This window comes from Mesorhizobium sp. M0601 (genome assembly GCF_040320845.1).
Lineage (GTDB): Bacteria > Pseudomonadota > Alphaproteobacteria > Rhizobiales > Rhizobiaceae > Mesorhizobium.
In genome coordinates, this window is the sequence record NZ_JAMYQK010000017.1 from 1 (window position 1) to 12,791 (window position 12,791).

A 12,791-nucleotide genomic window follows, 5' to 3' on the forward strand; every position below is an offset into this window, starting at 1 on the left:
CCGCCCAGGATGCTGTTCCGGACGATATTGGCGCGCTGAGAGCAGCGCTGACCGCGGCGCTGGCCAGAGCCGAAGACGAGGCCGCACGCGCTGCGCTGGTCGAGGCCGAACTGGCGGTCGCCAGGGCCAAGGCATCGGATGATGCGGCGCTGATCGCACATCAGGATCTGACGATCCGCAAGCTGCAGCGGGCGCTGCATGGTCAGAGTTCTGAACGTGCCGCCCGCCTGCACGACCAGATGGAACTCACCTTCGAGGAACTCGAGAGCACGGCAACGGAAGACGAGATCGCCGCCGAACAGGCAGCGGCCCGGACCACCGAGGTGGCGCCTTATGTGCGCAAGCGACCGGCGCGCCAGCCATTTCCCGAGCACCTGCCGCGCGAACGCGTGGTCGAGCCGGCGCCGACCGCTTGCCACTGCTGCGGCGGTCATCGGCTGCGCAGGCTGGGTGAGGATATCACCGAGACGCTGGAGGTGGTGCCGCGGCAATGGAAGGTGATCCAACACGTGCGGGAGAAGTTCACCTGCCGCGACTGCGAGACGATCAGCCAGGCTCCGGCGCCGTTCCACGCCACCCCGCGGGGCTGGGCCGGTCCCGGCCTGCTGGCGATGATCCTGTTCGAGAAGTTCGGACAGCATCAGCCGCTCAACCGCCAGGCTGAACGCTATGCCCGCGAAGGCGTGCCGCTCAGCCTGTCGACGCTGGCCGACCAGGTCGGCGCCGGCGCCGCGGCGCTGATGCCGCTGTTCAAGCGGCTCGAAGCCCATGTGCTGGCCGCTTCACGTCTGCACGGCGACGACACGACGGTGCCGGTCCTGGCCAAGGGCAAGACCGATACCGGCCGATTATGGACCTATGTGCGCGATGACCGACCATTCGGCGGTGTCGATCCGCCGGCCGTGGTGTTCTACTATTCCCGCGATCGCCGAGGCGAACATCCCGCGGCGCATCTCGCCGGCTGGAGCGGCATTCTGCAGGCCGACGCCTATGGCGGTTATGGCGATCTCTATGCGATGGGTCGTCAGCCGGCGCCTGTTCTGGAAGCCAGCTGCTGGGCTCACAGCCGGCGCAAAGTGTTCGAGCTGGCCGACATCGAAGCGGCGGCGTGCAAGAAGGGGCGCGGCGAGAAGCCAAACCTGGTCTATCCGCTAGCGGTTGAAGCCGTGAAGCGCATCGATGCCCTGTTCGACATCGAGCGCGAGATCAACGGCCTGTCGCCGGCCCAACGCCACGCCGTGCGCCAGGAGCGGAGCATGCCGCTGGTCACCGAACTCGAGGGCTGGATGATCGAGACGCGCGACAAGCTCTCGCGCGGACACGATCTGACCAAGGCCTTCAACTACATGCTGCGCCGCTGGTCATCCTTCACCCGGTTCCTCGACGATGGGCGGATTTGCTATCGAACAATGCAGCCGAGCGAGCCCTGCGCCCTGGCTGCTCTGCGGTTCCGATCGCGGCGGACAGTGCGCTGCCGTTCTCTACAGCATGATCGTCAGCGCCAAGTTGAATGACATCGACCCGCAGGTCTGGATCGCCGACATCCTCGCCCGACTGCCCGCATATCCGGCCCATCGGATCGATGATTTGCTGCCGTGGAATTGGAGATCCGCAAAACTGCGGACCCAACCAGCGGCGGCCTGATCATGCAGCGCAATAAGGTGCATCACGTCTATACCGTCGACCGTGTCGCCAGGGACCTCGGCGTCAACGAAGCGCTCATCCAGGAACTGACCCTCGGTCTCGAGCCCGAAGACGGCGTCATCTGGGTGCACGGCGCCACCGATGACGACGGGATCTTGGCCTTCACCGATGAAGGCATCGAGGAGGTCGAACTCCTCCTCGAAGAATATCATCGCGTCTCCCCATCGAAAGCTTGACCCCAGCACCGCGGTGCTCAAGGTGCTCATGGCCACCAGATACGCACGTCTGCGGTCTTCACCGGATGGGTACGCCTTGCCCGTCATGCCGCGACGGAAAAATGCGCCTGAAACGCGAGACCCTACACTATGAGGAAACGGCTGAATCGCGAGCGAGGCACGGCGAAGAGGGCTTTGACGAAGTACTAATCGACTTGGCCTTTTCGGCTATGTTGGAGTGCGTCAACTGCAAGGACAAGGTGGCGTGTTGCGGCAATGGAGGTTACGCGCCGGATCAATATCAAGATGAGAACGGCGATCTCAACATGGATTACAGAGAAGAATTCTACGTGAGGTACTTTTCTAAGGCCATGAGGATTTTCTCTGTGCCTGCTAAATGCCCGAAGAGTGTCAAGAGAAGTATAGAGAAGTCGTTTAACGTCTTTTTCTGTGACCCGGGGGCCGCTTCGAATCACGTGAGACAATCCGCAGAAGAAATATTGACAAATTCTGGAATAGCCCCAACGGATACGAAAGGAAAATTCGTTCTCCTGGGAACTCGTATCGCTTCATTCAAGGCAATTGACAGGGATAACGCCGATCGCGTCGATGCTCTACGATGGATCGGTAATTTCGGAAGTCGTCCTGAGAATATTACTGTTAATGATGTATTTAACGCTTATGATATTTTGGAGGTTCTTCTTGAAGACCTCTATGTTGGGCATCAGAAATCAGTTCGTAGCTTGGTGGATAAGATCAATACGGCAAAGCGCCCAAGTTGAGTGCAGACCTTCAATTTAGTGCCGCAGTCGACCTCAATGAGGGCTTTGAGCCCGCCTAGGGCACATCCGTCATCGGGTCTCCCGGTCGACCTTCTTGCAAATGGTGTCGATAAAAAAGGCGAAGAAGGACTGTACCCCAGAGGCACAGTTCTAACAGGGCTAGGATGGCGCGCATGGGTGCTCCTAGCCGGCAGGCTGCAATCGCTTCGCGAGTCTCGCCAACGTGCTCCTAGATGCTCCTGTAGCGGCGACGATGCTAGACCAGCTTGCCCATTGCCAAGCATCTTCATGATCACAGCGTTGCGCCGTTCGTCTTCCTGTCGGCCCCTGTAGCGGCCTTCGGTCTGTGCCCTGGCTATGCCTTGCGCCTATCGGCGGCGACGGTCGATGTAGTCCTTCATACCGGCAGCGGCGAGAACGTCTAGGATCATGGCGTTCATCGCATCGAACAGGCGCGTGGTGAAATCGTCCTGATCGGCCCTGGCCATCATCCATGAAGTCGGAAGGTCCAGCGCGACGACCTTAACCTTGCGGCTGGCGATCAGCCCTTTCAAGCTTTCCCAATCGACCTACGGAAATTTGGACGTCTCAAAGATAAACTTCCGCACAACAGGTGTGCTAGTACGGTTGGTGACGCTGGCTTAAGAAGGTCTATACCAAATGACTGATGCGGAACGCGCAGAGAAAAGAGAAATTCCCGGCGTTACTTTTGCGGTCCCGCAAGATGCATTTCAGCGCGAGGCCGTGAAAAGCGCGATCGCTGCAACGGCTGTGGTTGACAGTATGGACATCTACGGTCGCATTCGTGAAGCGATTGCCGCCGCCAAGGCAGCCGGGGATGCTCACAGCTTGTCGGCGTTAGAGGTGCTTGGGCAAATTTCAACTTACCATTTCGTGCCAGACGATCGAATTGAGCCCTTTCGTCCTTTGGCAATCATGCACGGACGCAGGTCGCCAATCCCGGCCGACCTCCTATCCGATCAGATCACGATACTGGCAGAGTTGGTGCCCGAAATCGGTCACCCCGCCTTTCGAGCAAGAGTCGCTGATGTCTGCTGGTTGCTGAACAAGAAGGACGCGGTCTCGGGTCTGCGAGCCGTCGCATCATATGTCGAATGCGTCACGTTGGTGCTGAACGGCGAAGCCAAATTCGACTTCGATGAAAGCAACCCCGCTAGCGTGCCGGCCGCTGAGTATTTGACGCGGGCAACAATAATTGCACGATCAATGGGATGGAAGCGAAGTGAATTCGACCCGTTGCGAAAGATCATTGCTGACGTGTCGCAACTTGCTCTAGATGCCGATGATGGATGGGGCTTCATTCACATTGTTCCTATCAACCTAAGCAATCACGTTTGGGAATTGGTCCAGACAGCACAGGCCGCTGAAATTCTCGCGGCAAGCGCCCAGCTTGGTGGTAATCACCCAGCCCGCCGATCTCTATGGGAACTTGCGGGTCGCGCCTACCTAAGCGCCAAAGATGCCGAAAACAGCAATCGATGTTTGGTCGAAGCAGCCGAGACATACGCTGCGGATGCTGATGCGCGACAAGATTCGGCCGCCGTGCAAGTGCATTTCCTCAACGATGCGATTCAAGCATTAAGACCCATCCCAGGGACTGTCGATCGACGGCGGGCTTTGCAAGACCGATTGAGTGCGATCCAGCCTCGCATAACGGACGAAATGTCCATCTTCTCACATCAAACCAACATTACAGAACTTGTGGAAGCAGCCGAAGCTGACGTTCGCGGCAAGCCGCTCGCGCAAGCCATTCGTAAGCTGCTTATGTGCGAGGACTCACCCGATCCTGACAAGCTGCGCGACCAAGTTCTGAAAGCAAGCCATGGAGGCCTAGCCGCTATATTCTCAACGACCGTGAGCGACAGCCAAGGCCGAACTCGCTTCATTGCACCCGGTCTCGATCTCAACGGTCCGCCAGACGAAAATCAGGTCCGGTTCATGATCAATCAGCATGACCGAATTCGCCGTAGCCTTGTTGTTGCGGGAAGAATTCATCCTATCCGGCGGGTCCTTTGGGAGGAGCATTCCGTTTCTGTGGACACGCTGTTGCCGCTGATGCGGGCAAGTCCCTTCGTCCCACCTCGCCACGAGTATACCTTTGCAATCGGTGCTGCCAAGTTCGTCGGCGGCGACGAACTCGAAGCCGCGCATCTAATCCTGCCGCAACTGGAGAACTCACTTCGCTACATCCTCAGTTCGTCGGGTGTAGAAACCAATCGCATCAATCAGGACGGCAACATGGTTGGTCCTGCACATCGTCATTTTGCCAACCTTGAGTTTCTGGGACGATGTTGCGGCCGAAATGATGCGTCGTGGTCGATAATGACGGTTCCTCACTGCGCGCCTTTGCTCTGTTTTTTGCTCTGGTATTTGCTCGCTCTGAATAGCTAAGCTGTTGAAATCTATAGCAATCAAATTGCGACGGCGGCCGCTCTCTCCGCCAGTTGCTCGGCCAACAAGCTGATATAATTAACGAAGGTCAACCCACGTATTGCCCCACATTTTTGATGGCTTGCGTCAGCTTTGTGTGGGTGCCGCTGGACGTTGGATCTGTGAACATGCCGCTCAATTCGAATTACGGCTTTGCGCGCTATTGTGCGCTTCCTCGTGTAGCGATCGCGAACGCCCGTTCAGGGCAGCGAGCGGCGCAATAGCCGCTACGTCGAGGTCCGAAGGTTGACCGCGATCATATTCCGCATAGCGACGAAACCGACGTCCAAGGCCGAAGGCAAGTGCATCTGCAAGTTGGAGTCCTGGCATTTCTTGCGATGGCGCGCTCAGCACCCCACCACCGATCAACCAAGGCGTGCTCTCACTTGCATCGATCTCGATGCCGGAGCGCGGACGATCTTGGTCGATCGCAATCAGTGCGAGCTTTCCCTCGGAATGCAGTTCCTCCATGAGCGACCGGAGTACAAAGCGCTTCAGGAACTGGCAAATCATACTCCGCCGGCGACATGGTAAATGATCTCGCTAGAATCCGCTGGGACCAGCCACCGCGAACGCGACGAGGTGGTGGCTGATACTACATATATCAGAGAGCGGAGGACGATGCTCAATCGGCAATTTGATCGTACGTGCGCTGTTATGGTGCGCTATAGAAATCAATGGCCATTTCACGCATCGAACGTATCATCGGGTCTGTTGTCACCGCGAAGGCGGAACGCGATCCTGGCGGGATGTTCGTGGGTCACCGGTTCGGCTCGAATGTGAACCCTGTACGGTTCTCCAGCCTAGACGACGGACTTCTTACGTGCAAATCCCGGTAGCGGCGTTCGCATGAATCCGGGCTGGAGCAAAATATCGAAGAACATTTACCTCGATGGTACACTACTTCGTTAGTTACCTTTGTTATTCCGGGACGCATGTGGTCCTAAAGTTATCCTGGGGGCAGTCCTAGAATTGCGTTCCAGCCGCGCCCGACATTCTCGAACAGCGCGCGCAGCGAGCGCGTACCGGTGCGCGTGGTAATGACAACCTGCGGGATACCTGCCGGTTGCCCTTCAGAGAAAATGGAAGGCGCACTTTGAGAAATCTCAATCGCGCGACCTTTTTTGGGGACATGAAGGATCGAAGGCGAATTTAGTTCAGCATGCTTTATCGCGTCAGCGACTTCGCCTAGGACCTTATGATCGTCGGGTCTCGGATCGCCGTTGGCCGCGACTGCCGCGTTCGATATCAGCTGGCGAGCACCAGCCCTGCTGGTTGCGGCCGCCAAAGCACCACGTTCTAGCGCGACCTCGGCAAAGTGATACAGGAAGATGGCGCCGACCATTCCGACGCGCAGCGTCTCGTAGCTAACATCTCGTGTGAGCCCGGCATCATCTCCGGCAGCCACCGCGTGCAACAAATCCTCGTGTTCGATGAATCCCCTAATGGATGGGAGGACAAGTCGCTCCCAGTGGACCGTGATAGATAAGCTCCCCACCACTCCCCCAAAAGTCCCGCTCGAACCTACGAAAATACCATAGCGGTTGAGAGGTTCAAATAATTATGGCGATTATCCGAGGCGACCGATCTCATACTCACCCCGCGCCGAAAGGGCAGCGGCGAAGACCACTGCTACGGAAACCAGAACAGCACCGCAAATGGTGGCTCATTCTAAGGGCGCTGCCTCAAAGTGCAAATCCAGGCTTTGGGTCAAAATCTCATATATTTGCCGGCGTCTTTTCTGCACCAAGCGATCCGAACCGCGGCTCGGTCCTGCGGAGCTCTATGAACCAGGATGGCCCCTGACCAGTGAGTGGGACATCCCACGCGAAACTGCTAGTCTTTTGTTTCTGCATCCTCTTCAGGAACCCAAACCATGACCCATTTATTGCAGTCGATCTTAAGTCAAACTTAGCCGAAACTAGTTAAATGCCGAGGCGAAACCCGTGTGGTGAGCGTTTGTCGCTCCGGGACTGGCTGAAACCTCTGCCTTTCACGGATGACGCCTATCGTCGCAAGGATTTCGATTGCATCGACACGCCCTATTGGCGAGTAATACGCACAAAATCGAGGCAGCCGGTCTAGGGTTAGGGGCATATCAATGGAGGGAAGAGTCGACAGCGATGTCGCGACCGACCGGCCGTGGCAGGCGGGCCTCTGTCAATTTTTCACTCGGGACAAGGTGGCGACTCTATGCCTGCGCCATGTCAGCTTTCCGGAAGATCCTCTGGTACTGCGCCTGCTCGAGCCAGCTGCCGGGCAAGGCGCCTTCATTCTTCCCCTGCTGCGTGCTCTGGTCGAAGCCTGCTGCAAACAAGGGAAATCCTACGACCAGCTTCGCCCCGTTATCCGCGCGTACGAGATCGACCCCGATGTTGCGGCGACATTGCGCGACCGGTGTGCCGAAGAACTGAATGAGCTTGGCGTTGCAGAACCGATGGCGCGCGGTATCGCCCGCGCCTGGATAAAGAACGAGGACTTCTTAGAAGCCCGTCCCCGTACCCGCTTCACCCACATCGTCGGCAATCCTCCATATATCCGCTGGGACGCCATCCCTGCACCGCTACGCGCCTCATATCGAGAGCGGTTTTCCTCGTTCAAGCAGCGGGCAGACCTATATATCGCGTTCATCGAGCGCTCGCTTGAATTGCTCGAGCCAGGCGGCCAGCTTGCGTTTCTGTGCCCCGGCACCTGGACGAGAAATGTCTATGGCGGTTCCATCAGGGAAGCTTTCACCTCCCTGGGACATCTAAAGGCGATTGTAGACTTCAGTGACGTCGATAGCTTCGAGACTCCCGCTGACGCCTATCCCCACTTTTTCGTCTTCGAGCACGGCACATCCGGCTCGACAAAGATATTGTCGATGGCCGGGACTGATACGATCATTCGGTCAGGTAGCTCGGCCGTTCGGACGTTCGCACCTTCTTCATCGCCGCTCGTTCTCAGTCGTGATGCCGCTGCTGAGAAAACGCTGGAATTCGCACGCCGAACATTTCCAAGAATTGAAGATGCTGGATGCGGCGATGTTCAACTTTCCCATGAGCCAATAGATCGGCACGCCCATGCCGAAATCGTCGCTCAGTATCGTTTTCTGATGGGGATCCAGCTCGAAGAAGGCCTTGGTCAGCCTCAGGTCAGGATCTTCCGCCACAGCATGCAGATACCGTACCCACGCCCAGAATTCGCTCAGCGACACGCCCGAAGCGTGGGACGGAGTCGTGAGATATCCTATCGTCAGGAGCAGCGCCGGTATGCTTAGGTCCCATTCTGTCGGCGAAGTACCGAACGCTGGTGGATAAGCTGGCAAGGCCGGAGGCGTCGGCCATGTACTTCTGTCGACCGTGACCCGCAACCCTCGCTCCATCCAAAGCTCCTTCTGAAGCCAGCAATCGACACGTGATGCGGCAATCCCATTCGTGGCCGCATATTCGCGTGATCGGCGCAACGCGCAACCCAATGGATGGAACGAAAGTTGCAAACCTATGCCCCGCTCGCCCACTTGCGGAACAAAACGGACGGCTCTCCCGTCCTACACATCCCCCGGCACCCCGAAGGCTTGGCGATATCGCTCGGGCAGGTCGTCTGTGGCCTCCAAGGCGGTCAGCAGGTGCTTGCACTGCTAAATCGACGAAATGGCCAGATGCTTGAGATGATGGCGAAACCGAGCAACCTTGTCATCCTCGTTTCGGGAATCCGGGTAGGTGTTGACGCAGCCATGTCCGCGTCTGGTAGACGGAAAACGCCAGCCGCGGCACGCTGCGTGGTCTGCGCGACCGCGCAATGCTGCTTCTGGGTTTTGCCGGTGGGCTGCGGCGCTCGGAAATCGTCGGGCTCGACGTTGGTCGCGACCAGACCGAGGATTCTTCTGGCTGGATTGAGTTTTTTCCTGACAAGGGCGTGCTGGTGACCCTGCGCGGCAAAACCGGTTGGCGCGAGGTCGAGGTCGGCCGCGGCTCCTCCGACGCCACCTGCCCGGTGGTCGCGCTGCAAACCTGGCTGAAGCTGGCGCGGATCGGCCATGGCCCTTTGTTCAGAAGGGTAATAGGGCAAGGCAAAAGAGTCGTCGCCGATCGGCTTAACGACCAGGAAGTTGCGCGGCTGGTCAAGCGCACGGCGCTCGCCGCCGGCGTGCGCGGCGATCTGTCGGAGGGCGAACGCGGTCAAAAGTTTGCTGGCCATTCGCTGCGCGCCGGCCTCGCGTCCTCGGCCGAGGTCGACGAGCGCTATGTGCAAAAGCAGCTCGGTCACGCCTCGGCCGAGATGACGCGAAAGTATCAGCGCCGGCGCGATCGTTTCCGCGTCAATCTCACCAAGGCGTCCGGGCTCTGAAAAGCCCCCTCCCTGCCCCGTTTTGTCCGCTGGGATGAGGCGGTCAGATCTCAGGCGATAACATACCTCATCCAGCACAGCGAGCGCTGTATCCAGACTATCGGCGGCCGACGCTTCGTAGTCAGGCATGATCATCAACTGCGTTATGGCACGGCCCACAAGAGGGCATCGCGATAAAAGTACGCCAAACAACGCTAAGGGAGAACAAACGGTGATCTGATTTCGTTCGACGCTCGTTTTCGAGAGCCGTTCTGGGTCGTTCGCAATCAACTGTGTAGGCCAGCGGAGCGAGCAAGGAGCGCCAGATCCGGACAGGGCTGAGTGGAGTGTTTTCCGGAAGGTGGGGCCATGCCCTAAGGGACACGAGATGTAGTGGATTCGTCGATCCGCGCGGTTTCGATTCGCGCACCCCGGGCACAACGCTGGGATAAGTCCCATCAGATGCTCTCCGGTGGCCGTCATCTGTTTAGCTGACATTGGGCCGAGGGCTTCCAGCACGAGCCACATGGCGCGGGTATCGGCCGTGACCATGGTGCGCCGCCCCTGCCGCCAGTTCCAGCGGCGGCACGTGACACCGGCATCATCACACCAGATGACTTCGCCCGGTTCAGGATGCTCTGTAACCATTTCACCTTGCTGGATCGTGTCGAATGGCTCGCTTCGCAACTAGAAGTCTCGGGACCCCTGGTAGAGATCGAGATCCTCCCCGCCAATCGGAACGCCATACAACACGCTGACGGCATTGTAGGCAGCATCAACCAGTGGGGAAATCCGCGGGAGAGAGCCATCTTTCCGCACCCGCTTGAGAAGCGCGGCGGCCGAGCACGGCGTTCGATTGGCTTTTGTGCCGAAAGCCTCGTAGGCAACGGCCCACGCCGCAAGATGCGCGTCCCTTTGGGCGTCATCGCGAAGCGCCGCCTGTTCCGCCGCCGCAATCGTGTCGTTCAACGCCTGTGCATCCGGCACGTCGATTTCAGCGTTCCGCACCACAATGCTGATCAGATGAAAATCCGGGTAGCGGGCCTGGATCTCGGGGTCAATCAATGGCGTGAAAGACATGGGAAGCTCTTTTCTCATGGGGAGGCTTTGCGCTGCGGGTCGTTCGGGAAATGTATGAAGAAAGGTGCTTGTCGAGGCGTTGGTGCGTGGAACATTTTTCAAGGGTTTGCCGATAGGCAGGCGAGATCGCCAACGACATGATCTTCGCCCGATGCCCTACAAACACAATGCCAGCCGCCGCCACCGAGTCGCGAAGATGAAATTCAAGGTGACAAACTGGCCGGAATACGAGGCGGGCCTTCGGCGGCGCGGCAGTCTGACGCTGTGGTTGACAGAAGAAGCCTTGGCCAGGTGGCATGCGCCGCGAAGAACGACCCGCGGCGGCCAGCCCCGCTATTCCGATCTCGCCATCGAGGCGGTCTTGACACTGGGATGCGTCTTCGGGCTTCGTCTGCGCCAGAGCGAGGCGTTGGCGACCTCGCTGCTCGATCTGATGGGCTTGATCTACCGGTTCCCGATCACACGACGCTAAGCCGCCGGGCGCAGATATGGGAACCATCGGCCAAGCGGCAGCGGCATCCCGAGGACGGTCCGCTGCATGTGCTGATCGATAGCACCGGATTTGAAAGTCTACGGCGCCGGCCAATGGCTGGAAGACAAGCACGGTGCCAGATCACGCCGGACCTGGCGCAAGCTGCATTTGGTTCTCAAAGCCGACAGCGGGGAGATCATCGCCCATTGTCTGACCGACCAGGACGGCGACGATCCCTCGCAGGTGAAGCCGCTGCTCGACCGGGTCGACGCAGAGATCGACCAATTCACGGCCGACGGAGCATATGATGGCGGTCCCACCTACTGCGCGGTGCTGCAACACAGCGTCACCGCAAGGATAGTCATCCCGCCACGTTCAACGGCCGTGGAGAGTGATGACACCGGACCACCCGGTCAAAGGGACGGTCACATCACGGCGATCGCCAATGATGGAAGGCTGAATTGGCAGGCGTCCACCGGCTATGGCAAGCGCGCCCTGATCGAGACCGCCGTCGGGCGCTACAAGGGGCTGATCGGACGTCGCCTGCGAGCCCGCTCCTTTTCGGCTCAGCAGACCGAGGTCGCCATCGGCTGCGCCGTTCTCAACCGCATGACGGCGTGCGCACGCCCGGAGTCCGTTCGCTGCCCGGCAAGGCCGACATAGCAGGCGGCATCAAAGAGCTGATTGTGCCTAATGCCACATTTGTGCACCAACGCCTTGTGGCGCGGGCAGCCACAGGCACAGGCTACGCGGAAAATGAAAAGCGGGGCCAACCCATTCGCTTGCACACAGCCTGCGTTTTGCCAGCTCCTCAACCGCAACGTGCTGTCAATGTTCGTCTTGCCATGTCTTGAACGCCGAACTGTTCACGCCATTGGCGCCGCTTTGTCATCCCGTGCCCCGAAATGAGGCCGTCGTTCGAACGATATGCGCAGTTGCTTATCCGCCAGAAACCGGCGAGCCAGATCGGTGTCGCGCTTACCCACGCGTGACACCCAGTCCGAAAACAGGCGAACCGCGCGCCGGTTCATATGCCGCGAAGGACAGACCAGCCAGTATCCCGGAAACTCGATGACCTCGAACTCTATCGAGACCGGAACCAGAGAACCCGAGACCAGGTCCTCGAATGCGATGGATGTGCTTTCCAGGACCACACCTGCACCGTCCTTCGCCAGTTGAACCGACATTGACGAACGGTCGAAACGATAGGGATACGTCATGCGGGCGCCCTGGATACCGTTGCACGGCAGCCAATAATCCCACCGGAAATAGGCCTTCACACTGTCGATCAACCGCGCATGGCGAAGCTGCTCGCGCGGATCCGGTGAGATCGCGCGCAGTTCGGCAAGATAGGAAGGCGAGCACATCGGCAGGATCAGATCGTTGACGACGCAATCCGAATAAAGGCCGGCCCAGCCGCCGTCGCCATAACGAAGATCGAGATCGATGACCTCCGTTTCGAAATCCGAGAAATTGGGCGTGGCGTCGACACGCAAATTCCAGCTCGGATAGCCCTTGCTGAACTCGGCCAACCGCGGCGCCAGCCATTTCTCGCCGAAGGAAGGACTGACGCGCAGGCTAAGCTGGAAGCTTTCGCGCTGCCGCACAATGGCATTACGCACCTCGCGTATGGATTCGAAAGCCTGGGTCGTGGTCTGGAAGAGCCGCTCACCGTCGATCGTGAGCGAGAGATGGCGCTTTTCGCGCTGAAAAAGCCGCACCCCGAGTTGGTGTTCGAGCAGCCGCAGCTGCTGGCTAACCGCCGAAGGTGTCACCTGCAATTCCTGAGCGGCCTTTGCCACGCCGCCGAGCCGCGCGACTGCCTCGAAATGCGTCATC

Annotated in this window: 9 protein-coding genes and 3 pseudogenes; 7 read left to right on the top strand and 5 right to left on the bottom strand. The window is 58.8% G+C overall.

Translation table 11 applies throughout. The features are described from left to right. From tnpC to NKI41_RS17000, 3 genes and pseudogenes are all read left to right on the top strand, one after another. Window positions 1-1,644: pseudogene (gene tnpC / locus NKI41_RS16990) on the top strand (IS66 family transposase); the annotation flags it as partial. A gap of 2 nt (window positions 1,645-1,646) precedes the next feature. Then, entirely contained in the window at window positions 1,647-1,880 is a 234-nt protein-coding gene (locus NKI41_RS16995; protein ID WP_352684118.1) for a hypothetical protein, read from the top strand. Between the two features lie 65 nt (window positions 1,881-1,945). Further along, on the top strand, window positions 1,946-2,641 hold the full coding sequence (locus NKI41_RS17000; protein WP_502901215.1) for a DUF8608 domain-containing protein: 696 nt from the start codon (window positions 1,946-1,948) through the stop codon (window positions 2,639-2,641). Between the two features lie 368 nt (window positions 2,642-3,009). Here the strand turns inward: NKI41_RS17000 and NKI41_RS17005 are convergent, their stop codons facing one another. Further along, window positions 3,010-3,195: a recombinase family protein gene (locus tag NKI41_RS17005; protein WP_352684122.1), complete on the bottom strand. Its 186-nt coding sequence runs from the start codon at window positions 3,193-3,195 to the stop codon at window positions 3,010-3,012. 106 nt (window positions 3,196-3,301) lie between these two features. Here NKI41_RS17005 and NKI41_RS17010 point away from each other — a divergent pair, with 106 nt between their 5' ends. Further along, the gene (locus tag NKI41_RS17010) at window positions 3,302-5,053 is read left to right on the top strand and encodes a DUF7380 domain-containing protein (protein WP_352684124.1); all 1,752 of its coding nucleotides are present in this window, start codon (window positions 3,302-3,304) and stop codon (window positions 5,051-5,053) included. 174 nt (window positions 5,054-5,227) lie between these two features. Here the strand turns inward: NKI41_RS17010 and NKI41_RS17015 are convergent, their stop codons facing one another. Beyond that, complete coding sequence (locus NKI41_RS17015) at window positions 5,228-5,563, bottom strand: hypothetical protein (RefSeq protein ID WP_352684126.1); 336 nt, start codon at window positions 5,561-5,563, stop codon at window positions 5,228-5,230. Window positions 5,564-6,041: 478 nt separating this feature from the next. Beyond that, on the bottom strand, window positions 6,042-6,509 hold the full coding sequence (locus NKI41_RS17020; protein WP_352684129.1) for a hypothetical protein: 468 nt from the start codon (window positions 6,507-6,509) through the stop codon (window positions 6,042-6,044). 684 nt (window positions 6,510-7,193) lie between these two features. On the opposite strand from NKI41_RS17020, the gene NKI41_RS17025 reads away from it, so the two are divergent. Together NKI41_RS17025 and NKI41_RS17030 are read left to right on the top strand one after the other, a co-directional pair. Then, window positions 7,194-8,351, top strand: coding sequence for an Eco57I restriction-modification methylase domain-containing protein (locus NKI41_RS17025; RefSeq protein WP_352684131.1), 1,158 nt, complete (start codon window positions 7,194-7,196; stop codon window positions 8,349-8,351). Between the two features lie 476 nt (window positions 8,352-8,827). Further along, window positions 8,828-9,421: pseudogene (locus NKI41_RS17030) on the top strand (site-specific integrase); the annotation flags it as partial. 666 nt (window positions 9,422-10,087) lie between these two features. On the opposite strand, the gene NKI41_RS17035 reads toward NKI41_RS17030, so the two are convergent. Beyond that, window positions 10,088-10,480, bottom strand: coding sequence for a B3/B4 domain-containing protein (locus tag NKI41_RS17035; protein WP_352684133.1), 393 nt, complete (start codon window positions 10,478-10,480; stop codon window positions 10,088-10,090). A 151-nt stretch (window positions 10,481-10,631) separates the two neighbouring features. On the opposite strand from NKI41_RS17035, the pseudogene NKI41_RS17040 reads away from it, so the two are divergent. Beyond that, window positions 10,632-11,615, top strand: a pseudogene (locus NKI41_RS17040) (IS5 family transposase). 203 nt (window positions 11,616-11,818) lie between these two features. On the opposite strand, the gene NKI41_RS17045 reads toward NKI41_RS17040, so the two are convergent. Next, on the bottom strand, window positions 11,819-12,790 hold the full coding sequence (locus NKI41_RS17045) for a LysR substrate-binding domain-containing protein (RefSeq protein ID WP_352457357.1): 972 nt from the start codon (window positions 12,788-12,790) through the stop codon (window positions 11,819-11,821). Window position 12,791 lies beyond the last annotated feature (1 nt).

Excerpts from the sequence above, each read along its gene's own strand:
- NKI41_RS17045 (WP_352457357.1), bottom strand. The coding sequence starts at position 12,790 with ATGACGCATTTCGAGGCAGTCGCGCGGCTCGGCGGCGTGGCAAAGGCC.
- NKI41_RS17025 (WP_352684131.1), top strand. The coding sequence starts at position 7,194 with ATGGAGGGAAGAGTCGACAGCGATGTCGCGACCGACCGGCCGTGGCAG.
- NKI41_RS17010 (WP_352684124.1), top strand. The coding sequence starts at position 3,302 with ATGACTGATGCGGAACGCGCAGAGAAAAGAGAAATTCCCGGCGTTACT.
- NKI41_RS16995 (WP_352684118.1), top strand. The coding sequence starts at position 1,647 with ATGCAGCGCAATAAGGTGCATCACGTCTATACCGTCGACCGTGTCGCC.
- NKI41_RS17015 (WP_352684126.1), bottom strand. The coding sequence starts at position 5,563 with ATGGAGGAACTGCATTCCGAGGGAAAGCTCGCACTGATTGCGATCGAC.
- NKI41_RS17000 (WP_502901215.1), top strand. The coding sequence starts at position 1,946 with ATGGGTACGCCTTGCCCGTCATGCCGCGACGGAAAAATGCGCCTGAAA.
- NKI41_RS17035 (WP_352684133.1), bottom strand. The coding sequence starts at position 10,480 with ATGTCTTTCACGCCATTGATTGACCCCGAGATCCAGGCCCGCTACCCG.